Source organism: Halobacillus sp. K22 (genome assembly GCF_052246795.1).
GTDB lineage: Bacteria > Bacillota > Bacilli > Bacillales > Halobacillaceae > Halobacillus.
The window spans coordinates 38,236-62,083 of sequence record NZ_JBQQCN010000003.1; the positions used below are offsets into that span (position 1 = coordinate 38,236).

Consider the following 23,848-nt stretch of genomic DNA (forward strand, 5'->3'; position numbering starts at 1 on the left):
GGTGATAAATATGAAGAAAGAATGGACTTGTCCTAAATTAGATGAATTAAATGTTACAGAAACGATGCTTGGTCAAGAAGGAGACCATCTTGATAATGACTTCCCAGAAGGCACTCATAGAGGTGATCTTACCTTTAGTTAATGGTCATACGTAAAGGCGTACATTAATTATTAAAAGCCCCCTAGTGCAAGATAAGGCTAGGGACTTTTAATAGTTAAAAATCTTTACTTCGAGAAAGGCGTTGAGATATGAAGGAAACTTTCTCTTACCAAATTTTTGGTTTGAATATATCTAGTGATTTTGAGTTATTTAATAGAAGTTTACAGATTAATGGTACTCCCGCTATACAAGTTGAAGAATTGGATTTAGTAGACAAACGGTTAAAGGAATTAAAAGAAGCTCAATATTATAAGATTGAAAGAAATTCTGCTTTATTTTATATCCCTGATGTAGCTATTTTCTTAGTAGAGAATGGAAGAAACATTTATTATACTTCACTGACTAGTAAGCGAAGGGATCACATTCCGTTATACATCCTTGGCACTTGCATGGGAATCATCCTTATGCAAAGAAGAATACTCCCCTTACACGGCAGCGCTATTTCCATCGACGGAAAAGCCTATGCCATCGTCGGAGATTCCGGAGCAGGGAAATCAACCTTAGCTTCAGTATTTCTAAAAAGAGGACATAAATTATTAAGTGATGACGTCATCCCAGTCTCGTTTTCTGAGGAAGGTGTCCCAATGGTGACGCCAGCTTATCCGCAACAAAAGCTATGGCAGGAGATTATGGATCATTTTGGTTTAGAGTCTAGTGGGTATGAGCCGATTATTGATAGGGAAACGAAATTTAAGGTGCCTGTGGTGGATCAATTTGAGGAACGTCAGCTGCCACTAGCTGGAGTGATTGAATTGACGAAGTCGGAAGACGATCAGATTTATATGGAACCAATTCAGGATTTATATCGATTCAGTACTTTGTACAACCATACGTATAGGAATTTTATTATTCGTCGGGCCGGTCTTATGGATTGGCATTTTAGCACCTCATCCAGGATCTTGCCACATATTGATATGTTTCATATGAGAAGACCAGTTTCGCAGTTTACTGCCAATGAATTGGCGGACAAGATTTTAAGTGCCATAGGTAAGGAGGAATCAGTAGTATGAGTCAATCAGTAGCTTTGATGAAAGTGGTCCAGCAAAAGGAAGGGCAGATTGTGAGTGATATGGATGGAGAGCGCGTGATGCTCAGCATTGAAAATGGAAAGTATTATAATTTAGGAGAGCTTGGCGGTGAGATATGGGACAGGATTGAAGAACCGAAAGCTGTCCGTGATTTAATTGAAGATTTGTTGGAGACTTACGAGGTGGAGCGGGGCATGTGTGAAGAACAGGTCCAATCGTTCCTTAACCATTTAAAGGAAGAGAATTTAATAGAAGTGAAAGCGAAGGCTTCAGAATAACAGTCTTGGAAAGGAATTAAGCTCATGAGGAAATGGATGACTTTTTTGTCCTTGAGTAAGGAATCGAAAGGGTTGTTGCTGGAGTCTTATTTTTATTTAGGTTGGGCGAGAATTCAAAAACGCCGGCCATTTTCTGAGTTAGCTCCTTCCCTGGGAGAATATATGAAGGAAACGGGTAAGGAAAAAGAGGCTACAGACCGTAATACAGTAGCGAAAGTTTCTCAAGCTATCCATATCATGAGTAAGTACACGTTGTGGGAGAGTCGCTGTCTTGTTCAAGCATTGGCGGCAATGAAAATGCTTGAAAAAAGAGGCGTCGAACATACTCTTTACTTGGGTACGGCAAAAGAGGATAGCGGAGAGATGGTCGCTCATGCCTGGTTGAGGAGTGGTCCTTATTTTGTCACAGGCGCGAAGGGAATGGAGCGCTTTACTGTTGTCAGTACCTTTGCGAAGCAGTTAGGAGGTGAATCCCTTGAGCAGAGATACAACTCTTCAATTAGCGAACGTACCTAAAGAGGTTCATTTAATTATTCAGTTGCTTAAATCAGAAAAACAACAAGAGGTTGATGACCTCTCGGAAGAATGGTTTAAGGAAATCGATTGGCAATTATTCATCAAACAGGCGATGCATCATCGACTGTATCCGTTGCTGTATTCCAAAGTAAAAATGGTCGGTGCGGAACGTATTCCTGAGTTTGTGGAAGAAAAACTTCGTGTTGAATATAAGCGTAATACTTTTCAAATGTTGCAATTGAGTGGCGAGATGGAGCGTATGAGTCGTTTGTTCTCATCTCATAACATTCGGTTGCTTTTTTTGAAAGGCCCGATGCTATCACATGAGCTTTATGGGGATGTTTCCTTAAGGACATCGGGGGACTTGGATGTGATGATTCCATTAAATGACCTCGAAAGGGCAGAGGAGCTTCTGGCAAGCCATGGGTATCAAAAAGATGATTATATCGAGACCGTGTTAGCAGATTGGAAGTGGAGACATCATCATGTCACTTACTATCATCCACAAAAGAAAGTGAAAATCGAGCTTCATTGGCGTTTGAATCCCGGTCCGTGTAAAGAGCCTGGATTTGAACATTTATGGAAGCGGAAGGATATAAGCTCGATCTCAAAAACCCCCATCTACATACTGGGGAAAGAAGATTTATTTTTGTTCTTGGCTGCACATGGAGCGAGGCACGGGTGGTCCAGATTACGGTGGTTGGTAGATATGGACCGATTGGTGAAAGTACCAATGGACTGGAAGCATCTCCGCCAACTATTGAATCAATATCACTTCCAGCACGTTGGAGCTCAAGCTCTTTACCTATCCTCTGTCCTTTTGGGCACCCCTGTTCCATTGGACATGCCCATAACGAAAAAGTCTCGTACATTGGCGCAGCAAGCCGTTTTCTACTTAGAGTCTATGGTCAACCTTCATTCAGAACCTTTACCTCAAGAGATTGCAGATTATCACAAACGTCATTTATTTTCATTGATGTCATCGAATCAGAAATTCTTTTTTATACTGAGTTTTTTGTATCCTTATCCTGAGGATGCTGAGCTTTTGCCATTGCCTAAAAGACTTCACTTTTTATATTTTCCGCTGCGACCATTTCTGTGGGGGTGGAGGAAGACAAGGAAACATGCAATCACATAGGGGGACGCGAGATAATGAAGTATGTTCTCTATTTTTTGAAGGAGATCAATAGCTATTCAGGAAAAGTCTTATATATTAATTTATTTGCCATGACTATCATCGGGCTTCTTGAGGGTGTGGGCATCTTACTACTTGTCCCTTTAATTAGCTTGAGTGGAATTGTGGATTTAGGCACACAAGGCTTGCCTTTTATGGATGCTTTTCAGTTCGTCGAACAAATTCCGCCTGAAATTGGACTTCCATCGATCCTTTTATTTTATGTAGGAATTGTTATTGCTCAAAATTTACTTCAACGAAAGATAACAGTAAGAAATGCAGTGATCCACCAAGGGTTTATGAGGCACTTGCGATTGAAAACGTATGATTCACTTCTTCATGCGAAATGGCATTTTTATTTGAATACTAGAAAATCCGACTTAGTGAATATTATGACAGGGGAAATTGCTCGAGCCGCCAGTGGTACCCAGTCTTTTTTACAGTTTGCAGCATCTTTAGTTTTCACGTTGATTCAAGTGGGGCTCGCGTTCCTTTTGTCTCCTAATATTACAACCTTCGTCATTACCTGTGGCTTTATTCTTATTCTTTTTAACCGGAAGTTTTTGAAGCGTTCTCTTGAATTGGGAAATCGCAGTTATAGTTTGAACCGGCAATACCTTTCTGGAGTAACGGACCAGATGAATGGTATGAAGGATTTGAAGAGCAATACGCTTGAAGAATCAAGGAGTCGTTGGTTCGATAGAATTACCAAAGGAATGCAGGATGAACAGGTGGAATACACGAAATTGAAAGCGACCTCCAGGCTGTACTATAAAATGGCATCTGCTGTTTTGATCGCTGCGTTTATTTTTATTGCAATTCAATTATTTAATGCTCAAGCCGGGCAATTGATGTTAGTGATCGTCATTTTCTCTCGATTATGGCCGAGGGTTACAGGAATTCAAGCCTCTATGGAGCAAATCGCAAAAGTCATCCCCTCCTTGAAAGCAGTCAATGAATTAAGGAATCAAAGCGAGCAGGACCGTGAATTTCTGGAAGAAAATCAATGGAATGACCCATTGGAGGTGAACGAAGCCATCCAGTGCCGCAACCTTTCTTTTCGTTACAAAAAGGAGAGCCATTATGCTCTTAAGGATATTAATATAGACATTCCCTCTAATCAAATGACGGCTTTTGTCGGGCGCTCAGGAGCGGGGAAGAGTACATTAATTGATATGCTGATGGGGTTGAATCACCCGGACCAGGGAGAGGTCCTTATTGATGGAGAGCTGATTACGGATCAAAAAATCCGTTCCCTTCGAAAAGCCATTAGTTATGTACCTCAAGATCCATTTCTTTTTAATGAAAGTATTCGAGATAATTTGGAACTAGTCGATCCGAATGCGAGTGAAGAAGAGATATGGGAAGCTTTGGAGTTTTCATCCGCAGCAGAATTCGTACGGAAGTTACCTCAAGGACTTGATACACTCATTGGTGATCGTGGAATCAAGCTTTCCGGAGGAGAACGTCAGCGCTTAGTGTTAGCCCGCGCGATCTTAAGAAAACCATCAATTCTCATTTTAGATGAAGCAACGAGTGCGCTGGATTCTGACAATGAGAAGAAAATACAAGAAGCCATTGAACAATTGAAAGGAAAAATGACAATCATAGTTATCGCCCACCGATTGTCAACCATCCGAAATGCAGACCAGGTTATTGTCTTAGAAGAAGGAGAAGTAGTGCAAAAAGGGGAGTTTCAGCAACTGGCTAATGATAAGAAAAATGTCTTCAGTCATTTGTTGAGTAATCAAATGAAAGTCGTTCATTAAAAAATTTTTGAAGTGCCGTTCTTTATTAAGAATAGATAGGAGAAAAGAGAAAATCATTCTCTTCTTTCACGATCGTTTCATAATCTATAGGTCTAGTATTAAACTGAGTAACACCGATTAACTATAGGGCAAACCTATCTCCAGCTTTTTATTGTAATACGAAATAGTTCCATGATTAATGCAAAGATGCTGAACGGAAGACGTGCGGAGGGAATGGCAAAATGAAAACATTGTTTGTTATAGTCATATTTGTACTTACTTTATGCATCATTTTAGTCATTCCTTATACAATTTGGGATAACAAAAGAGTGAAGATCGTGGAAGAAGAGGTTACTATTGAAGGTTTATCAGCTCAGTTGAATGACCTGAAAATCTTGCAAGTATCAGATCTTCATGAAAAATCTTTTGGAGCCAAGCAAAAGAAACTGATTGATAAGGTTAATGCAGTCGATTATGATGTCATCCTTTTTACAGGAGACATGATGGATGGAATCGCGAGTTCGAACGAAGCCCCTTTTTTTAATTTGATTGATGGAATTGACAATAAAGAACATGCTTACTATGTCGCAGGGAATACAGACCCTTCTAGTTATGAAGTCGAGGGAGACTCACTGGTAAGAAGTTCTTTTATTAGAGAAATGGAGCAACGAGGAGTGCAGCTTCTTGAATCTTTAGAAGTGCTTAAGTATGGAGGGGAAGAACTTAGGATTATTGACTTTGAACTATCTGTTTTAAAAGCTGAACATGGATTTGTGGTTGCAAATGGAAGAGTAAAGCCCAGGCACTCCCGCACCAAACCATATATCGAATATCATAATCAATTATTGCAAGAACTTGCTCAAGAACTGGATATTGAGAATAATAAGGGTCTGACGGTAGCTATCAATCACTATCCTGTTTCTGATCCTCGTATTGATCAGTTGAAAAATACTTCTTACTATAATTTGAGAGACTATGATTTAATTATAGCTGGTCATTATCATGGAGGACAAATACGCCTCCCTTTAGTAGGTGCACTATTTATTCCCGAACCCTGGTATGCAAATGGAGGAATACTTCCACCGAATAATCGTGTGAAAGGGCTGTGGGAATATGAAGGAATTAAACAGTATGTAAGCACTGGTCTAGGGAGCAGTAATGCGATCGGCTTTTTGAATTTTCGTTTGTTCAATACTCCGGAAATAAACGTCATCACTTTTAAAAGGGGTTAGTATTCTATGTGAGTCGGTTTATATCAGAGGAAGAGAGGGTTATAAAATAGATTGAATGTGCTATGACTGTCACTGGGATTAAAAAATAAAAATAACCCAAATAAGAGGTTTAATGACCTGTTATTTGAGTTATATAGAACGGTAGATATTTTTTTAGTCTAATGCACGATACAAGAAAGCACTGAATTCAGCTCTTGTTGCTTCTTCATTAGGTCGGAATGTGTTGTCAGCGTATCCTGTAGCGATAGAATTGTCAGCTAATGTGTACACATCATCATATGCCCAATGAGAAGATTTGATATCTTTAAAGCTGTAAGAACTGCTTGTACTGTTTAATTCGAAAGCTCTAGTAATCATGGCTGCTATTTCAGCTCTGGTAATATCTTCATCTGGTTTAAATGTGTTGTTCCCGTAACCATTGATTACCCCAGCTTTGACTGCAGCGTTTATGTATTCATAGGCCCAGTGAGAAGAAGAGACATCTTCGAATTGGCCAGACGAAGAAGGTTGAAGATCTAGTGACTCGCTCACCATTTTAGCAACTTGCGCTCTGGTGACATTGGCGGCAGGTCCAAAACTACCATTAGATAACCCATTGATGATCCCTTCGTCACTTAAATGCTTAATTTCGTCATAAGCCCAGTAATCAGGTGATACATCGCTGAAGAAAATATCATCTATAAATCTTTTAGCGCCTGTGTATTTATCTCCCCAATAACCAGAGAAGACGGGGTCAATGGCCACTCCTCTGCTTTTGGTAGCGGAAATCATTTCCCCATCACCTATATAAAACCCTACATGGGAAATACCTGCTTTATGTGTTCCAGAGAAGAAAACCAGATCTCCTTTTTGGAGATTTGATGCTGCTACATATGTACCTTCTTTATATTGGTCATAGGAACCTCTTGGAAGATTGAGTCCTACTTTGTCCATTACATAGTATGTAAATCCCGAACAATCAAACCCATCCGGTGTTTCTCCACTCCATTGGTATGGAGCTCCGAGGTGCTTTTTTGCGCGATCAATCACTTCATAGCCTGAAGCTGCTCCTGCGTATGTATGCGGTACGAATAAAAACATTCCCATAAGACTAGCTATAACGACACTTACAAATTTCCTCCCCAAAAAAATACCTCCTAAATTATGTATGGATTGGTAGCTTATTCTCATATATTATCGTAGCATATGATAATTCGACACGATTTTACAGTTGTATAACAAATATGATAAATTTCTATTACTTTTTGTAATCCATCAGGCTATGGTTATTTTTCCTCATCAGTTAGGATATAGGAAAGTAGACTTAGATGGTTGGAATTTGGACTTCACCCGTCTTCCTCTACGACTCAATTTTCATGTAGTATAGTCGTTGTCTCCGCCTAAATCTAAAAAGAAGCTGACCTCCCGTGAGAAACGAGAGACCAGCTTCTTATTTTTTCTGTTCAAACCTTTACTTTACCCATTCATCAATTAAATCCTGATTTTCTTCCACCCATTTTTCAGCCCCTTCAAGAGGCTCTTCAGTACCTTCTACATATTCGATAAGCTCACCGATTTGTTGATCATTCATCTTCCAATTTTTAAACCACTCGCTCACTTTTGGATAATCTTCCTCAAATCCTTGTCTTGTAGCATGGTGGATTTTCTCTACGCCACCGTAAGTGTTTTGTGGGTCTTCGAGGAATTTCAAGTCATATTTAGAGAATACCCAGTGCGGACTCCAAAGTGGTGCAACAATTGGTTCTTCATCTTTGACGGCTTCTTTAATTTCAGCTAGCATCGCGGATTCAGAACTTGAAAGCAGTTCATAGTCAAGTTCATAATCCTTAATTAATTGTTCCGTTACTTCCATTGTACCTGCGCCAGGACCAAAACCAACAATTTCGCTATTAAACAGTTCTTTATGTTCATTTAAGTCTTCTATGCTATTCACTTCTTCTACATATTCAGGAACCACAAGTCCTACTTTTGCATTGTCATACCAGGTAGCTTCTGAAAAATTAACCGAATCTTGATATTTCTCCAAGTAATTCGCATCCTGAACCGGTAACCAGATTTCCAAACTGGCATCTAGATCGCCACTTTCTAACGCCTTCATCGTACTACCCATATTTAAATTGTTTAATTTTACGTTATAACCTTTTTCTTCTAAAATTACTTTCCACATATTTGTTACGGCAATGTTTTCGGCCCAGTTAACTTGACCAATCGTTAATTCTTTATTCTTTCCCTCTGATTCTGTATCTGTTTGCTCACTATTTGATTCCCCGCTAGTACTTCCACATGCGGTCAGTACGACCACCATCAGAATCGCTAAAATAAAACTAAGTTCCTTTTTCCACTTGTACATACTGAAAACTCTCCTTTGTTGTTATTTATTTTAATTTTTACAAACTGTAAAAAATTAAATACGTTAAGAATTTTTTTAATATAAAAGGTATGAAGAAGTCCACTCTTCCTTAGGAAAGAGGGGACTAACCCTGTGACAAGGCAGGCTGTAATTGTTTTCTATAGACTGCCTGAACACTTCCTGGCGCCTTAATCTTGTGGATCTTTCGGTAAAAATTCGAAAATCTTACCGCTTCTTATACTTTCAACTAAGTCCTCTAACCAATGGTAGTATGTTTTAGATTCTTCTAATTGGTCATAGTATTTTTTTGCTTCTGCAACAATTTCAGGTGTACTGGCAGAATCTTTTATAACATTTATAAAATCCTCTTGAGCTTCCGTAATGGCTTCCAAGTTCATCTTCGCTTCGCGTTCCCACATCTGACAATAAAACGACATAAAGGATCGGAAGAAATTTTTCTCAGCTGCATACGTATGTTTCCTGGAACCTCGGGTGAATGTTTTTTTCACCATATCTATTTCCTGGAGCCTGCGGACGCTTGTACTCATACTCGGTTTACTCATTCCAAGTTCGGTACGCATTTCATCAAGTGTCATCTGATCTTTGAAGTACATCGTCGCATATAAGTTTGCAGCAGCTGGTGTCACTCCATATAAATCCATTGTCTCTGCAATGGCACCAATAACTTTATCCTTGGCTTTTTCCATTTTAATGCTTGATCTTTCAGTGTCACTCATAAGGTCGCTCCTTCAATATAAAGTAAACTGTGTTAAATTTTTATCAAATGTTCTTCACAAACCTAATATTAACGTGTTCAGTTTAAATGTCAAATTAGAATCTAATTTTCGGCCCTGATGAAACACCGCCACCATAGTAATCATAAGCGTTATAGTTTGCTTCATTTTTTCCTGTGATTTAGATTCTAAATAGTTTTGACAGCATTTTAAAGACGTGTTAATGTTTACTTTGTTAAATAAATTTTTAATAAAGTTAATTTACTTCGGAATTGGAGTTGATAGATATGGATCTAAAACTAAAACAATACATCAATGGCAAATGGGTGGACGCGGACTCAGGAAATACGCGCACCATTATTAATCCATTTAATCAGGAAATTATTGCTACGGTTCCAGAAGGTGATGAATCAGATGCTAAAGCAGCCATTTCTGCAGCGAGAGAAGCATTTGATAATGGAGAATGGGCTTCTACCCCAGCAACGGAACGCGGGACGATCGTAAATAAAATTGCCAGTTTGATTGAAAGAGATAAAGAAGAATTGGCGCACTTAGAATCGTTGGATACTGGTAAGACAGTAGACGAAAGCCGTGGAGACATGGAAGATATCGCTGGAGTTTTTCGCTATTACGGGGAGATTGCAGATAAAGATGGAGGAGAACTAATTGATTCTCCTGTACCGAACTCAAGCAGCAAAGTGGTACACGAACCAGTTGGAGTTTGCGGGCAGATTACACCTTGGAATTATCCGTTACTGCAAGCTTCCTGGAAACTGGCTCCAGCTCTTGCGACGGGAAACACCTTAATTATGAAGCCGAGCGAAATCACCCCACTTACTACTATTAAAGTCTTCGAATTGATGGAAGAAGCTGGCGTACCTGCTGGTGTGGCTAATCTTGTGCTTGGTGCAGGCAATACGATTGGTGCTGAGTTGTCAAGCAGTACAGATGTAGATCTTATTTCTTTCACAGGTGGTATTGCGACAGGGAAGAAAATTATGCAGGCGGCTAGTGGAAATGTGAAGAAGCTCGCTCTTGAGCTCGGCGGCAAGAACCCGAATATTATCTTCGCGGATGCCGACTTTGAATTAGCTGTCGACCAGGCGTTAAACGGAGTATTTTTCCACGCAGGACAGATTTGTTCCGCTGGTACAAGACTGATTGTTGAAGAAAGTATTCACGATGAGTTTGTTCAGGCACTTGTGGAACGAGTGAAGCAATTCAAATTGGGAAGCGGATTTGACGAAGACACTCAAATGGGGCCACTTATTTCAGCGGAACATCTTGCGAAAGTAGAAAAATATGTTCAAGCAGGGGTTAGAGAAGGAGCTACATTAGCTGTAGGCGGTAAACGTCCGGAAGATCCAGAATTACAAAACGGCTTCTTCTTCTTGCCTACAATCTTTACAGACTGCACTACAGAGATGAGCGTTGTACAGGAGGAAGGTTTTGGGCCAGTCATTACGGTTGAGAAGTTCTCTGCAGAACAAGAAGCCGTAAAGCTTGCCAATGACTCCATCTACGGTCTTGCCGGCGGTGTCTTTACAAACGACATTGCAAAAGCGGAACGCTGTGCAGCGAAGATGCGGATGGGAACGGTTTGGATTAATGAATTTAATCTTTATTTTCCACATGCACCATGGGGTGGATTTAAGCAATCTGGCATTGGGCGTGAACTAGGCAAATTAGGGATTGAAGAATATACAGAGACGAAACATATATTCCAAAACCTTAAACCTGAACCGATCAACTGGTTTTAAACTATTTAACTAGCAATCTTTAAGGGAGAGACCTAAGTCTCTCCCCAGGTTTATGGATGATATCAATCAAATGAATTTCATAATGAAGAAGGTCTTCTGAGCAAGGATTTTATCTTGCTTGTACTTTTTCGAATCACAACATCTAAGGAGGAACACAAAATGGCTATGATTGAATCATATGATTATGTAATTGTTGGTGGCGGTAGTGCAGGTTCGGTACTTGGCAACCGTTTAAGTGCAGATGGTAAAAAAAGCGTACTTGTTCTAGAGGCTGGACGCAGTGACTATTCATGGGACTTACTCATTCAAATGCCGGCAGCATTGCCGTTCCCATCAGGGAAAAACCTTTATGACTGGCAGTACGAATCAGATCCTGAGCCGTATATGAATGGGCGTCGAATCCCGCATGCGCGCGGAAAAGTACTTGGAGGTTCCAGTTCCATTAACGGTATGATCTATCAACGCGGAAATCCAAAAGATTATGAACGCTGGGGAGCCGATGAAGGGATGGAAAGTTGGAGTTGGAAGCATTGTCTTCCTTATTTCAAGCGTCTCGAGAATGCGCTTGAATCGCCGAATGATGACCTTCGCGGTAACGATGGTCCAATCAAATTGGAACGCGGTCCAGCTAAAAATCCTTTGTTCGAAGCTTTCTTTGAATCAGGTGTACAGGCTGGGTATAACAGAACCCCTGATGTAAACGGATTTCGTCAGGAAGGTTTTGGTCCATTTGATAAGCACGTGTACAAAGGGCAACGTCTGTCTGCATCCCGTGCTTACTTGCACCCGGTCATGGACCGCGAGAATCTAACAGTCAAGACACGTGCTTTTGTTACAAACATTGACTTCGATGGGACGAAAGCTAAAGGATTAACGTATAAACGAAACGGAAAGATGCATCAAGTACAAGCCGGAGAAGTTATTCTTTCAGGTGGGGCGATCAACACGCCGCAGTTGCTTCAACTCTCTGGTGTTGGTGATGCGAAGCACCTTCGCTCCCTTGGCATTGAGCCAGTTGTCGATCTTCCGGGAGTAGGGGAAAACCTTCAAGATCACCTTGAAGTATATGTGCAACATGCGTGCCCGGTCCCGGTTTCTGAACAGCAAAACCTGAAGAAGTGGCGTATGCCATGGATCGGCCTTCAGTGGATACTTGGACGCACAGGTCCGGCAGCAACCAACCATTTTGAAGGGGGAGGATTTGTCCGTTCTAACGAAGATGTGGACTATCCGAACTTGATGTTCCACTTCTTACCGGTAGCGGTTCGTTATGATGGACAAGTAGCACCGACTGATCACGGATTCCAAGTCCACATCGGGCCTATGTATTCAGATGCACGTGGGTCTTTGAAGATTAAGTCGAAAGATCCAAAAGAGCACCCAAGCATGGTGTACAACTACCTTTCCACTGAACAAGATAAACGTGAGTGGGTAGAAGCGATCCGCATCACTCGTGAGATTATGTCTCAACCTGCTATGAAACCTTACAATGCTGGAGAAATTTCTCCTGGTCCTACGGTTCAAACCGAAGAAGAAATTCTGGATTGGGTAAGAGAAGATGCGGAGACGGCGCTGCACCCGTCTTGTACAGCTAAGATGGGACCTGAATCAGACCCGATGGCCGTGGTTGACCCTAACACGATGAAGGTTCACGGGCTTGACAATGTACGAGTGGCGGACGCATCTGCCATGCCTTATGTAACAAACGGAAATATCCATGCTCCTGTATTGATGCTGGCAGAAAAGGCAGCGGACCTTATCCTTGAGCGTAAACCGCTCGATGCTCTTGATGCTGATTATTATCGTCACGGTGAGCATCCAGCTGATGCAGGTACTGTAACTAAATAATGCTTCTTGTGAGAAGGTCTCTATCAAAAAAAGAGTTTGTTTATGAAGCAAACCTTTTAGATAGAAGGCCTTTTCTCTTTTCATATAGGCTTATTAAGCAAAAGGGCCGGATAGTTGAAGACTCGATTCCTAGATATCTTGTAGAGAAAGGGACTCCAGGGAACGGCTCGCTTTCCGCGGGCATGTGGTGAGCTTCCTCAGGCTTCGCCTTCCGGGATCTCACCGATCATGTTCATCCCGCAGGAGTCTTCGCCGTTCCCTTCCGCCCCTTTGCGATCATTGAGAGCTCAAAATTCTCTGCATAAACGCCTTCCAATGAACAAGTATAACCTAGGATCCTACGAGGGTATAACTGTAAAAACCCTGTTATATAAGCATTTTGAGGCAGATTCAGAATGGCTTCTATCTCCTAGAGCAGGGTCCGTTCACAAGAAATGGCAGGGTTGGTGGGGAAATGGCGAGACTCCCATGGGAGAAAGAACTAGGTGAGATCCCGCAGGGAGTGAAACGACTGAGGAAGCTCGCCGTTCCCCCATAGGAAAGTGTTCAAATGTGGAATCACCCCGATAGACACGAACAGCATAAGCCGACCATCAAAAGGATGGCGGTTTTTCCATCCGTTGATGATCGGCTTATGTCTCGAGGGTCTGGGTGATGGAACAAGACGAGTTATTTCCCCACCAGCCCTCTTCCAAATATAGTAACGATCCCCATTTATCTCGAAACTGAGCCTTCCAGTAAGGGGAGCTTTAGTGGAAGATCAACACGATTATTTTACCCTCTTAAATACAAAAAAACTCCGGAAAAATAGGCTCGTATTCGAACCTGTTTCCGGAGTTTTTTGTATATAAACATGAAGTTTATCTACTAGTTTCTAATCAAGTAATCAAATGCACCAAGAGAGGCATTTGCACCATCGCCCATAGAAATAATAATCTGGTTGTTTGGACAGTCGGTTACGTCACCGGCAGCAAACAGACCAGGTACATTCGTAGAACCTTGCTTATTGGTGATGATTTCACCAATACGGTTGGTTTCTACATCTTCGTCTAACCATTCTGTATTCGGCACAAGACCGATTTGAACGAAGACACCCTGAAGAGCAATGTGCTGTTCTTCACCAGATTCACGGTCGATATACGTAATACCATTTACGTTTTCGTCACCAGTGATTTCTGTAGTTTGAGCATTTGTCTTCACATTAACGTTTGGAAGACTATTTAGTCGTTCTTGGAGAACCTCATCCGCTTTCAGCTCGTCGGCAAACTCAAGTACAGTAACGTTTTGAACAATGCCGGCAAGATCGATAGCTGCTTCAACGCCGGAATTTCCGCCGCCGATGACCGCTACGTCTTTGCCTTCGAACAATGGACCGTCACAGTGAGGGCAGTAGGCTACACCTTTGTTCTTGAACTCTTCTTCGCCTGGAACACCGATTTGGCGCCAGCGTGCACCTGTAGAGATAATAGTACTCTTACTCTTCAGAACCCCGCCATTCTCGAGTTCAATTTCGAACAATCCGTCATTCTTTTCCAAACCTTTGACGCGTTGAAGGTTCATGATATCGATATCATAGTCTTTCACATGTTCTTCAAGGCTTGCTGCGAATTTCGGTCCTTCGGTGTTTTTTACACTGATAAAGTTCTCGATGGTCATGGTATCAAGGACCTGACCGCCGAAGCGCTCGGCTACGACTCCCGTGCGAATCCCTTTACGTGCAGAATAAATAGCAGCACTGGCACCTGCAGGGCCACCGCCGACAACTAACACATCGTATGGGTCACGGTTTGTAAATTCTTCTGGGGAAGGGCCGTCACTGATTTTTGCAACGATTTCTTCAAGAGTTATGCGGCCGCCGCTGAAGAATTCTCCATCAAGATAAACAGCTGGAACTGCCATTACATTATTTTCTTCTGCTTCTTCTTTAAAAGCAGCGCCATCAATCATTGTATGAGTGATGCCAGGGTTTATTACGCTCATAATATTTAGAGCCTGTACCACATCAGGGCAGTTATGACAGCTTAAGCTTACATAAGTCTCAAATTTATATTCTCCGCTGATGTTTTTAATTTGTTCCACCATGGTATCATCAATTTTTGGAGGTCTTCCGCTTACTTGAAGTAAAGCAAGCACTAACGATGTGAATTCATGACCGAGCGGAACACCGGCAAAGGTAATCCCTGTTTCCTCTTGAGGGCGGTTCACGCTAAAGCTGGGTGTGCGTTTAAGTTCTGCATTTGTAACCGTAATTTTCGGTGACATGGAGGCAAGCTCATCGGTGAGAGCCAGCATGTCGCGGGAGACATCATCGTCTCCCGCGCTGACTTTCAGTTCGATGTCACCTTCTAAAAGCTTTAGATATTCTTCTAATTGTGCTTTTATTTGTGCATCTAGAACCATTTATTTCACTCCTTAAATTTTGCCAACTAGATCAAGGCTTGGCGTAAGGGTTTCTTCGCCTTCTTCCCATTTAGCCGGGCAAACTTCGCCAGGATTGTTTCGTACATATTGAGCGGCTTTGATTTTACCTACAAGATTATCTGCATCGCGGCCGATTCCGCCTGCGTTAATTTCTACGGTTTGGATAACGCCATCCGGATCAATCACGAATGTACCGCGTTCAGCCAGGCCATCTTCTTCGTTCAATACGTCGAATTGACGGGAAAGCTGTTGAGATGGATCCCCGATCATTGGATACTTGATTTTGTTAATTTTTTCAGAGCTATCGTGCCAGCCTTTGTGTACGAAGTGAGTATCTGTAGAAACAGAGTATACTTCAACACCAAGGTCTTTCAGAGTTTCATAGTTATTTTGAAGGTCTTCAAGTTCAGTTGGGCACACGAAAGAAAAGTCTGCTGGATAGAAGCAAACAACGCTCCACTGACCTTTGAAATCCTGTTCTGTTACGTCAATAAAGTCTTCACCGTCTTTGAATGCTTTTGCCTGAAATGGTTGTACTTCTTTTCCGATTAGAGCCATAGTAGAATTCCTCCTAATATTTGTGATAAGATTTCTGCTTTTACTAAGCAGTTTTTTATAATAATTCTAATCCAGTAACTATTATTATATAGAATGCGTTTTTTGTCAACACATCCATAATACCGTCGAAAAATCATTTATCCAATGGGTGGTAGGTGGAATTAATTAACCTGTTTGTGGCTAAATAATTCCTTACACTCTACCTATAACAAAGACATGAGTGACTGTCTAGGCAAAAGGGTTAAGACAGGTAGCACTAGATAGTGATTTAATTGTCTTTAGGTGTAATACAAGGATATAGTTACACCCCGCATTATCAATGACTCCCGATAATTGAAATTCGTACCATTAGAGAAAAATCTCTCATAAAACAGGTATTTTAGAAACAAGTAAAACCAATAAATAATCGCCCAATTCGGGAGATTATTTAATGTACAGGGTGAAACGATAAACTCCTTAATAAAGAAAGCCATTGCCATTTTCGAGAATGATTTCTTCTCTTACGAGGCGAGCGAAGTGTTACAACAGTTATTCTTGCCGCGCTTAGAGTAAAGCCAATAAAGAAATGCATTTTCAACGATTCCCCTTATAGTGATCACCAAAACAGGGTTTCTTCTAGAGGCAGGATCGCTCTGGCATGAAGAGTTAAATAATTCCTAAACCATGTAAATGATTGGAAAGTCCTATATAGTATTGACATTGATTCTCACTTGCAATAACATGGTTACAGATGAAAATGATTCTCAATATCAAAAAGGAGGAACACATATGTTAAACCATCTTTTACATAAAAAATGGGGGCTGCTTTTAATTGTATTACTTTTGACTGCACTGCTTGCAGCTTGTGGTTCGGACGGGGCTTCTTCAGAAAGTAATTCATCCGATGAAGGTACTGATTCATCAAGCGAAGAATCCAATACGCGAGAGATTGAACACGCCATGGGGACAACAACCATTGAGGGAACTCCTGAAAAAGTTGTAACTCTTTATCAAGGAGCAACGGATACAGCTACTGCATTCGACATAGAGCCAGTAGGAATTGTTGAATCCTGGGTAGAAAAACCGATTTATAAATATCTTCGAGATGATTTGGAAGGTACGCCATTAGTAGGGGAAGAAACCCAGCCGAATTTAGAGGAGATTGCTAAGTTAGATCCTGAAGTTATTTTTGCATCAAAACTTCGTCACGAGGATATCTATGAAAAACTAAATCAGATTGCTCCTACTGTAGCTATTGACCAGGTCTATGAATTCAAGGAAACCGTCAAACTGATGGGAGAAACGTTAGATAAGCAAGATAAGGCAGACGAAATTCTGACCAACTGGGATGAGCGACTTGAAGACTTCAATACAAAAGCTTCTGAAAAGTTAGGTGACGAATGGCCGCTTAACGTATCTATCCTGAATTTCCGAAGCGATCATGCCCGCATTTATTTTGATAGTTTTGCTGGAACGATTCTTAGAGAAGCAGGATTTACTAGACCAGAGAACCAGCAGTCAGATGAATGGGGTATGAAGTTAACAGATAAAGAAAGCATTAATGAAATGAATGCTGACGTTTTCTATATTTTCATGAGTGATGACCCTGCTATTAAAAACAATTATGAAGAATGGACAAGCCACCCTCTTTGGCAGAACCTGGACGCTGTGAAAAATGATGAGGTTCACATGGTGGATGAGGTTACTTGGAACATGGCTGGAGGGCTACGCGCAGCCAATCTAATGCTGGACGACTTGTATGACCGGTTTGATTTAGAAAAATAAATTCCAAAGATAGGGGGACTCCTCCTATCTTTGTTGCTTTGGGGAGAGGCCTAATGAGCAAATTTACTACCAACCGACATATCAGATGGACGACCCTGCTGGGGTTTGTAGTTCTATTTATATCTGCTGGATTTTTGAGTATAGCTACAGGAAAAACCTCTATACCTCTCTCTACCGTTTGGGACGCATTCGTTCATTATGACCCTTCCAACACGAATCAGGTCATTATTCGAACGTCTCGCATAACCCGGACTTTGATAGCTATGACCATAGGAGCCAGTTTATCCATTGCCGGAGCTCTAATGCAGGCATTAACGCGCAATCCTCTGGCAGCTCCTGACATTTTCGGAGTCAATGCAGGGGCCTTATTTTTTATTGTAGCTTCAGCAACCTTCTTTTCGGTGGAATCCTTAAGCGGGTATATGTGGATTGGTTTTGCAGGAGCGGGAGTTGCCGGAATAATTGTATATTTACTAGGTTCCATGGGGGAAGACGGTTTGTCTCCTATTCGCATTGTCTTAGCGGGTGCTGCAATTAGTACACTTTTTATTTCATTTACTCAAGGGATGCTCGTATTGGATGAACAACGTATGCAAAGCGTATTGTTTTGGCTGTCGGGTTCTGTAGCAGGGCGGGAATTAGACCTTCTGTTGCCAGTTCTTCCTTTTATCTTAGGAGCCATTTTTCTTTCGTTTTTTATTGGGAAGCCTTTGAACATCCTAATGACTGGAGACGATGTGGCTAAGAATTTAGGTCAAAACACTGGTTTGATCAAACTCGTCATTGGATTCACTATTGTATTCTTAGCTGGAGGATCCGTAGCTGTAGCAGGGTCGATTGGGTTTATTGGCCTGGTTGTCCCACACATCGTTAAAGGAATCACTGGACCTAATTATCAATGGATTTTACCGATTAGTGGTCTTTTCGGGGCTACACTTTTGTTGTGGGCTGATGTTGCAGCACGACTTGTTATTGCACCCCAAGAAATGCCGATAGGTGTCATGACGGCTCTTTTCGGAACACCATTCTTCATTTATATCGCTAGAAAAGGGGTGAAGAAAAGTGGGTGAATTTTTCACAATTCGAAGCAAAGGCGACCAGTTTTCGCTGCAATTTCACAAACGCTCATTATATATTTTAATTTCCTTGATGTTGGTGACGTTTGCTGTCTTTCTCATCAGTCTTTCAGCAGGGAGCAGTTACATTCCTGTAGGAGCGGTATTTCAGGAGCTCATTAGTGAAAGTGAGCATGCTTTTGTTCTGAATGAGCTCCGAATGCCTCGAGTAGTTATGGGGTTCCTGGTCGGGGCAGGTCTTGGAGTGGCAGGCTTAATTCTGCAGGGAATGATTCGCAACCCCCTTGGTTCTCCGGACATAGTTGGAGTTACCGGAGGCGCCTCAGTAGGTGCTGTGTTATTTATTGTTTTTTTGCTTGGTGAAATGAGTGTGAACTGGCTTCCTCTTGCTTCCATTACTGGAGCGGCAGTCACCACCGCCATTATTTATTTATTATCGTGGAAAAATGGAGTAACACCTATGCGCTTAATTCTTATTGGTATTGGCATCTCTGCCTTAACCAATGCCATTGTGACCATGTTTATGGTATCGAGTGAATCAGCTATTGCTTCTAAAGTATATCTATGGTTAACCGGAAGCTTATATGGTGCTAATTGGCAGGAAGTAACCATTCTTCTTCCAATTATCCTCACCTTACTCTTTGTCTCGATCTTTTTCACTGGTGTCGTGGATGTTAAGCAGTTAGGGGATGACGTAGCCATCGGTATGGGCGTCCGAGTTCAGTTTTTCCGCTTTCTATTACTTGCCCTGAGTGTGGCCTTGGCTGGAGCGGCAGTGTCTTTTGCGGGCGGGATCGCTTTTGTGGGGTTAATCGCTCCCCATATCGCTCGACTTATATTGCATAACTCGTTTGCCAATTTAGTAGTTGGTTCTGCTCTTATCGGATCGTTAATCGTGATGGCGGCTGATATCATTGCTCGAACAGCCTTTTTACCATCTGATATTCCCGCTGGAGTATTTACAGCTGGAATCGGCGCGCCATTTTTTATCTATTTACTATACCGCAACCGAAAGGCGATGAGTGAATGATTCCAATTCAATCATTAATGGAAGAAGCTGAATGTATTGAATTCTTAAATCACCAACAACAACGTATTTTTGCTCCTAATTTAAAGGTTACAGCGTCCATGATGATGAAGAAGTATGCTCAGGTTCTTCCATCTCAGGTATTGGACTCTATGTTATGGGAAGAGAAAGCGAAAATCATCCCCCTGTCTTCTTGCACTATTAGCAATGAGTTGGAAATTGAGATCGACGATTCACAAGTCAAACGTACGGATTCGCGAAAAGAAGCCTGGGAAGAGCTTTTTGCTCATCACATTCTGCCCTTGCTGCAAGCGTTTCACCAAGTAACGAATCTTCCCACTTTTATCTTATGGGAAAATGTAGCGGTCCGGATCAATTCTTACTTTAGAAAAGCAGTAGAGCGATATCCAGATGAGCATCAGGTGATCGGTCAGCTGGCTGAGGAATTTAATCAATTGGACGGAAGATATTTCCACTGTGCGAAGCATCCTATGCAGAGTTACCTTACAGATCCCAACTCTCTTAGTGAGCAAAAAGTTCGCAGCACGTGCTGTTATTTTCACAAACTGGAAAAAACAAAGGAACTAACCCACTGCCTGGTATGTCCACTTTCTAATAAGGAATGCTCTTCTTAATTATTCGATATTATGTTTATTTCGTTCTCAGTGGTGAGAGGGATATGCTTTATTTATGAGGAGTGGAGGTAATGAAGGTGGAGAGCAGGAGTGAAAGCTTTTCTTACACCTTTTGGGGAGGTTCTTCTCCATAAAGTTCAATTAAATAGGCCAAGCAGGGCGATATTGATTATCTTTATCAGTGTTCGGTGAAAAAAGAGTAGCCAAGTAGCAGGCTACAATTTTAAAGTATTCAGAACCAATTATGCTTCTCTAGCTTCAAAAGTCTTGCAATCAGTTTCTTGTTGGGAAGAAGCTGTTTTGCCGGACTCACTTATAATATAAATGGACGTAGCGCCGCATTTCTCTCCACCTTCGTTATGGACGCAGTTTTTCACTTCACATAATACATCTAAAGCCAATGGGTACACCTCCTTCGACCTGTTATATATATTGGTCCCCAAATAAAATAAAATTACACTTAACAAGCGTGGAATAGTTCGTTCTGTCTCATGCTTTTTTTGTATAGAAAAGTAAATCTTCTTGAGGTAGGTTACCCTGAGATTGGATGTCATTTTCAATTGTGAACAATTAAATAACTTTCATGAAATATAAGGAAATAATAGTAATTAAATGGTAATATATTCTTTATAGCCCGTTGTTTTTGGGTTAGTGGAATAGATCTTTTTGAAAACGTTTTATTAAAATTAGAAAAGGTTGATGAAAAGTGACAATGCCAGTGAAAGAACCCTCCATTTTCGATCATACGGGGCATAAAATTATTACCGAAGACCGTGAAATAGCGATTATCGCTAAGATGGATAATCCGTTGATCGCTATTCTTGGTAATGTAGTGAGTGAGGAAGAGTGTGAAGAGCTTATCTTTCAGTCCAAAAACAAAATGAATCGATCAAAAATTGGCTCAAAACACGAGGTGAGCGACATTCGGACGAGCAGCAGTACCTTCCTGCCAGAAGATGATCTCACGGCCAAAATAGAAAAACGTGTGGCACAAATCATGAATGTACCCGTAGAACATGGAGAAGGACTTCACATCTTAAATTATAAACCAGGGCAGGAATACAAAGCTCATTACGACTATTTCCGTTCAAAGGTTAAAGCAGCGAACAATCCAAGAATTAGTACGCTTGTTTTGTACCTGAATGATGTGGAAGAGGGAGGAGAAACCTACTTTCCGCATATGAATCTGTCTATCTCTCCTCATAAAGGCATGGCCGTTTATTTTGAATATTTCTATTCCGATCCTGTCATTAATGAGCGTACGCTGCATGGTGGCTCGCCGGTTACTTCCGGTGAAAAATGGGCTGCGACAATGTGGGTAAGAAGAAAACAATACAGGTAAGGAAAAAGTATAATAACTTACCAATCAGTGGGGGTTAATTACTTAGGAACATCTTCAAAGTGGTTTATCTGTATAACCCTTTGGAGGTGTTTTTATTTGTTTAAAACCTCATACCAGGGACTCCCGCACTAACAAACTTAAGTGAATCCTTTTTAAAAGAAGGGACTGGCCCCGATCGGATCAGTCCTTAGAAAATTCCATTCTGTTCAGTGAAGTTAGTGAATACTTGGCGTTTCTTAACATTATTTTGAGCTTGTATTTCAAGTAATGTTCCCAGAACATTAACGGCCTCACCAATATAGGATCCTTTGTTCAGCATCACACATTCAGCCCGCTGACCTGCTGCGGCATCTGTAATTTCTGATCGAGCCGGGATTCCTTTTTTAGCCAGATTCTCAAGAACCTGCGTGGCCCAGACTACCGGTGTATGAGCCGCTTCACACATATTGAGGATATCTTCCTGAACATAAGACATATTTTCATATCCTACTTCTACCGCTAGATCACCTCTTGCAATCATGATGCCGAAAGAAGGGAATTCCAGCCCTTTCAGCAGAATCTGCGCAAGGTTCCGGATCGCCGCTTTCGTTTCAATTTTAGCGACCACAGGGAGGTGAGCGGCTCCTCTTACTTGCAGTTCATCTTTAAGTTCCTGGATCTCAGTTGGATGGTGAACAAAAGATATTCCTACGATATCTGCATGCTCTACGACAAAAGAGAGGTTCTCTTTATCATCATCAGTTAAAGCAGGGAATTCTAAGTGGGAGTCGGGCAGGTTCAACCCCTTTTCTTCCTTCACTCTTTTTCGTTTGGGAGATGTGACTTTCATATCAACATAGTCACTGGCTGTTGCCAAACACGTGCCTTCAATCTCACCATCGTCTATGAAAATTCGGTGGCCTTCTTCAACTTTGTCTAATGCTTCCGGAATAGTTAAAGGTATTCCAGCTTTAACTCCTTCTTCCTCCAGATGACCGAGTCTATCTTTCTTTCTGTATAGGCGTAGAACATCACCTTTTTCTACTCTGATTTTCTGGGGGCTTTTAGGTAAAGAGCTAATCATGTATTCTCTATTGTTATCTGATCTGAGTATGGTGCCTTCTTCGATTGAGGCCTCTTTATAGAGGTGGACGTCTGCTTTACCGTCTTCGTGAATGCCTTCAATAGATAGTATACGGCTTCTATCTTCTGAATCAGTAAAGTAAAGCTTATCTCCCTCTTTTAAATCGGAGAGAGTATCCTCTTCAATCGCAAGGATAAAATCACTGTCTTGGTTAGGGTTCTTTAGTGATTGCTCCGCTTGAACATCTACAAGGCCCACTAGAGGATTTTGCCCTGAAGGTTTTAATTTCAAAGTCTTGGGCACTTTTTTTATTTCTCCTGTCCTGATTTTAGGACCACTCAAATCCATGTAAATTTTACATGTGCGATTGTATTTCCCTTGTTGCTTCAAGCGATCTTCCGTTGTTCGGAGGGTTTCGATTAATGCGCTCCATTCTTTTTGAGAGTCATGGGCTGTATTAATTCGGAAACAGTCCATTCCCTGAAGCAATAACTCTTCAATAGTGTCCGGCTGATCGATCATCTTCTTGTCAGCAGTCACCATTATACGTGTCTGTCTTCCTTCTCTGCCTACCCCGAATATGGCTTCTGTACGCAGGCTGTTAAGCTGTAATGCTTCTTCATAACTGATCTTTTCTATAGGAAGTCCCGGAACAGAAGCTTCAGGCAAGTGCTGGATGACCTGTTCAACATTTCCTGCCACATGGCTCTCCAGTCGTCCTAATGAAGATAACCCGGTTTGGGAAAGTTCTAATTGCAGGTCATGCAGGTCGAACTGGCGAAACGCCAGATAGGCAAGTAAATTATCCCGGCTCTGCTGATTTTCTTTCTTTTGAAATGGATAGTTATCCCGGGTTTTATATACCTGTTCATTCACTTGATGATAGATTAATTTTAGTTGATGACCAAGTTCTTCTTTTTGCATTATCCCTCAACTCCATTCAATTTTTTCTGATTTATATAAAAGTTTCCTGTAAACAACCCACATAAACGCTTTCCATAAATATGTAATCTAATTTTTATATTCCGATCAATGCAGGGATAGTTTTTCTTTGCTCTTTTGGTTTAAACAACGTTTAAAGGAGTTCAACTCTGAAAGACCAATTTCGATATGTTATAATACCTTAAATGTCTA

The 23,848-nt window shown here is 41.3% G+C and carries 21 protein-coding genes; 14 read left to right on the forward strand and 7 right to left on the reverse strand.

The genetic code is table 11. From position 1 onward, the window contains the following. The first annotated feature begins 10 nt into the window (after window positions 1-10). The 7 genes from ACTWPM_RS03270 to ACTWPM_RS03300 all read left to right on the forward strand — a co-directional run bounded on the left by ACTWPM_RS03270 (window position 11) and on the right by ACTWPM_RS03300 (window position 6,136). Entirely contained in the window at window positions 11-142 is a 132-nt protein-coding gene (locus ACTWPM_RS03270) for a paeninodin family lasso peptide (RefSeq protein WP_443131645.1), read from the forward strand. Window positions 143-249: 107 nt separating this feature from the next. Then, complete coding sequence (locus ACTWPM_RS03275) at window positions 250-1,170, forward strand: HPr kinase/phosphorylase (protein WP_443131646.1); 921 nt, start codon at window positions 250-252, stop codon at window positions 1,168-1,170. Further along, window positions 1,167-1,466 (forward strand): lasso peptide biosynthesis PqqD family chaperone, encoded by a 300-nt coding sequence (locus ACTWPM_RS03280; protein ID WP_443131647.1) that lies wholly within the window; start codon window positions 1,167-1,169, stop codon window positions 1,464-1,466. The genes ACTWPM_RS03275 and ACTWPM_RS03280 overlap by 4 nt, the downstream gene beginning before the upstream one ends. 15 nt (window positions 1,467-1,481) lie before the next feature. Continuing rightward, window positions 1,482-1,982: a lasso peptide biosynthesis B2 protein gene (locus tag ACTWPM_RS03285; RefSeq protein ID WP_443131852.1), complete on the forward strand. Its 501-nt coding sequence runs from the start codon at window positions 1,482-1,484 to the stop codon at window positions 1,980-1,982. Next, the gene (locus ACTWPM_RS03290) at window positions 1,942-3,120 is read left to right on the forward strand and encodes a nucleotidyltransferase domain-containing protein (protein WP_443131648.1); all 1,179 of its coding nucleotides are present in this window, start codon (window positions 1,942-1,944) and stop codon (window positions 3,118-3,120) included. The genes ACTWPM_RS03285 and ACTWPM_RS03290 overlap by 41 nt, the downstream gene beginning before the upstream one ends. A 14-nt stretch (window positions 3,121-3,134) precedes the next feature. Continuing rightward, window positions 3,135-4,925, forward strand: a complete 1,791-nt coding sequence (locus ACTWPM_RS03295) for an ABC transporter ATP-binding protein (protein ID WP_443131649.1) — start codon at window positions 3,135-3,137, stop codon at window positions 4,923-4,925. A gap of 221 nt (window positions 4,926-5,146) precedes the next feature. Next, entirely contained in the window at window positions 5,147-6,136 is a 990-nt protein-coding gene (locus ACTWPM_RS03300; protein ID WP_443131650.1) for a metallophosphoesterase, read from the forward strand. Between the two features lie 153 nt (window positions 6,137-6,289). Here ACTWPM_RS03300 and ACTWPM_RS03305 read toward each other — a convergent pair whose 3' ends face one another. From ACTWPM_RS03305 to cudC, 3 genes are all read right to left on the reverse strand, one after another. Beyond that, the gene (locus ACTWPM_RS03305; protein ID WP_443131651.1) at window positions 6,290-7,261 is read right to left on the reverse strand and encodes a C40 family peptidase; all 972 of its coding nucleotides are present in this window, start codon (window positions 7,259-7,261) and stop codon (window positions 6,290-6,292) included. Between the two features lie 325 nt (window positions 7,262-7,586). Beyond that, entirely contained in the window at window positions 7,587-8,486 is a 900-nt protein-coding gene (locus ACTWPM_RS03310) for a glycine betaine ABC transporter substrate-binding protein (RefSeq protein WP_443131652.1), read from the reverse strand. A 188-nt stretch (window positions 8,487-8,674) separates the two neighbouring features. Continuing rightward, window positions 8,675-9,223 carry a choline uptake/conversion transcriptional regulator CudC gene (gene cudC, locus ACTWPM_RS03315; RefSeq protein WP_443131653.1) on the reverse strand — a complete coding sequence of 183 codons (549 nt, stop codon included), beginning with the start codon at window positions 9,221-9,223 and terminating at the stop codon, window positions 8,675-8,677. A 284-nt stretch (window positions 9,224-9,507) separates the two neighbouring features. Between cudC and betB the strand changes: the two genes are divergently transcribed. Both betB and betA read left to right on the forward strand, forming a co-directional pair. After that, window positions 9,508-10,980 (forward strand): betaine-aldehyde dehydrogenase, encoded by a 1,473-nt coding sequence (gene betB, locus ACTWPM_RS03320; protein WP_443131654.1) that lies wholly within the window; start codon window positions 9,508-9,510, stop codon window positions 10,978-10,980. A 165-nt stretch (window positions 10,981-11,145) separates the two neighbouring features. Further along, a complete protein-coding gene (gene betA, locus ACTWPM_RS03325; RefSeq protein WP_443131853.1) occupies window positions 11,146-12,828 on the forward strand; it encodes a choline dehydrogenase in 1,683 nt (560 codons plus the stop codon). 867 nt (window positions 12,829-13,695) lie between these two features. On the opposite strand, the gene ahpF is transcribed toward betA, so the two are convergent. Next, entirely contained in the window at window positions 13,696-15,228 is a 1,533-nt protein-coding gene (gene ahpF / locus ACTWPM_RS03330) for an alkyl hydroperoxide reductase subunit F (RefSeq protein WP_443131655.1), read from the reverse strand. 12 nt (window positions 15,229-15,240) lie between these two features. Beyond that, window positions 15,241-15,807, reverse strand: coding sequence for an alkyl hydroperoxide reductase subunit C (gene ahpC, locus ACTWPM_RS03335; protein ID WP_014641731.1), 567 nt, complete (start codon window positions 15,805-15,807; stop codon window positions 15,241-15,243). Window positions 15,808-16,575: 768 nt separating this feature from the next. On the opposite strand from ahpC, the gene ACTWPM_RS03340 reads away from it, so the two are divergent. The 4 genes from ACTWPM_RS03340 to ACTWPM_RS03355 are packed head-to-tail and all read left to right on the forward strand — an operon-like array spanning window position 16,576 to window position 20,309. Beyond that, the gene (locus ACTWPM_RS03340; protein ID WP_443131656.1) at window positions 16,576-17,571 is read left to right on the forward strand and encodes an ABC transporter substrate-binding protein; all 996 of its coding nucleotides are present in this window, start codon (window positions 16,576-16,578) and stop codon (window positions 17,569-17,571) included. Window positions 17,572-17,624: 53 nt separating this feature from the next. Next, complete coding sequence (locus ACTWPM_RS03345; protein ID WP_443131657.1) at window positions 17,625-18,641, forward strand: FecCD family ABC transporter permease; 1,017 nt, start codon at window positions 17,625-17,627, stop codon at window positions 18,639-18,641. Continuing rightward, window positions 18,634-19,677: a FecCD family ABC transporter permease gene (locus tag ACTWPM_RS03350; RefSeq protein WP_443131658.1), complete on the forward strand. Its 1,044-nt coding sequence runs from the start codon at window positions 18,634-18,636 to the stop codon at window positions 19,675-19,677. Before ACTWPM_RS03345 ends, ACTWPM_RS03350 begins: the two co-directional genes overlap by 8 nt. Beyond that, complete coding sequence (locus ACTWPM_RS03355; protein ID WP_443131659.1) at window positions 19,674-20,309, forward strand: IucA/IucC family C-terminal-domain containing protein; 636 nt, start codon at window positions 19,674-19,676, stop codon at window positions 20,307-20,309. The genes ACTWPM_RS03350 and ACTWPM_RS03355 overlap by 4 nt, the downstream gene beginning before the upstream one ends. A 242-nt stretch (window positions 20,310-20,551) precedes the next feature. Here ACTWPM_RS03355 and ACTWPM_RS03360 read toward each other — a convergent pair whose 3' ends face one another. Next, window positions 20,552-20,710 carry a DUF1540 domain-containing protein gene (locus tag ACTWPM_RS03360; protein ID WP_443131660.1) on the reverse strand — a complete coding sequence of 53 codons (159 nt, stop codon included), beginning with the start codon at window positions 20,708-20,710 and terminating at the stop codon, window positions 20,552-20,554. 311 nt (window positions 20,711-21,021) lie between these two features. Here ACTWPM_RS03360 and ACTWPM_RS03365 point away from each other — a divergent pair, with 311 nt between their 5' ends. Further along, window positions 21,022-21,651: a 2OG-Fe(II) oxygenase gene (locus ACTWPM_RS03365; protein WP_443131854.1), complete on the forward strand. Its 630-nt coding sequence runs from the start codon at window positions 21,022-21,024 to the stop codon at window positions 21,649-21,651. 187 nt (window positions 21,652-21,838) lie between these two features. Here the strand turns inward: ACTWPM_RS03365 and ACTWPM_RS03370 are convergent, their stop codons facing one another. Beyond that, window positions 21,839-23,638, reverse strand: a complete 1,800-nt coding sequence (locus tag ACTWPM_RS03370) for a pyruvate kinase (RefSeq protein WP_443131661.1) — start codon at window positions 23,636-23,638, stop codon at window positions 21,839-21,841. Between the last annotated feature and the right edge of the window lie 210 nt (window positions 23,639-23,848).

Coding starts and splice junctions, on each gene's coding strand:
- ACTWPM_RS03270 (WP_443131645.1), top strand. CDS start 11: ATGAAGAAAGAATGGACTTGTCCTAAATTAGATGAATTAAATGTTACA.
- ACTWPM_RS03275 (WP_443131646.1), top strand. CDS start 250: ATGAAGGAAACTTTCTCTTACCAAATTTTTGGTTTGAATATATCTAGT.
- ACTWPM_RS03280 (WP_443131647.1), top strand. CDS start 1,167: ATGAGTCAATCAGTAGCTTTGATGAAAGTGGTCCAGCAAAAGGAAGGG.
- ACTWPM_RS03295 (WP_443131649.1), top strand. CDS start 3,135: ATGAAGTATGTTCTCTATTTTTTGAAGGAGATCAATAGCTATTCAGGA.
- ACTWPM_RS03300 (WP_443131650.1), top strand. CDS start 5,147: ATGAAAACATTGTTTGTTATAGTCATATTTGTACTTACTTTATGCATC.
- ACTWPM_RS03310 (WP_443131652.1), bottom strand. CDS start 8,486: ATGTACAAGTGGAAAAAGGAACTTAGTTTTATTTTAGCGATTCTGATG.
- cudC (WP_443131653.1), bottom strand. CDS start 9,223: ATGAGTGACACTGAAAGATCAAGCATTAAAATGGAAAAAGCCAAGGAT.
- betB (WP_443131654.1), top strand. CDS start 9,508: ATGGATCTAAAACTAAAACAATACATCAATGGCAAATGGGTGGACGCG.
- betA (WP_443131853.1), top strand. CDS start 11,146: ATGATTGAATCATATGATTATGTAATTGTTGGTGGCGGTAGTGCAGGT.
- ahpF (WP_443131655.1), bottom strand. CDS start 15,228: ATGGTTCTAGATGCACAAATAAAAGCACAATTAGAAGAATATCTAAAG.
- ahpC (WP_014641731.1), bottom strand. CDS start 15,807: ATGGCTCTAATCGGAAAAGAAGTACAACCATTTCAGGCAAAAGCATTC.
- ACTWPM_RS03340 (WP_443131656.1), top strand. CDS start 16,576: ATGTTAAACCATCTTTTACATAAAAAATGGGGGCTGCTTTTAATTGTA.
- ACTWPM_RS03345 (WP_443131657.1), top strand. CDS start 17,625: ATGAGCAAATTTACTACCAACCGACATATCAGATGGACGACCCTGCTG.
- ACTWPM_RS03355 (WP_443131659.1), top strand. CDS start 19,674: ATGATTCCAATTCAATCATTAATGGAAGAAGCTGAATGTATTGAATTC.
- ACTWPM_RS03365 (WP_443131854.1), top strand. CDS start 21,022: ATGCCAGTGAAAGAACCCTCCATTTTCGATCATACGGGGCATAAAATT.
- ACTWPM_RS03370 (WP_443131661.1), bottom strand. CDS start 23,638: ATGCAAAAAGAAGAACTTGGTCATCAACTAAAATTAATCTATCATCAA.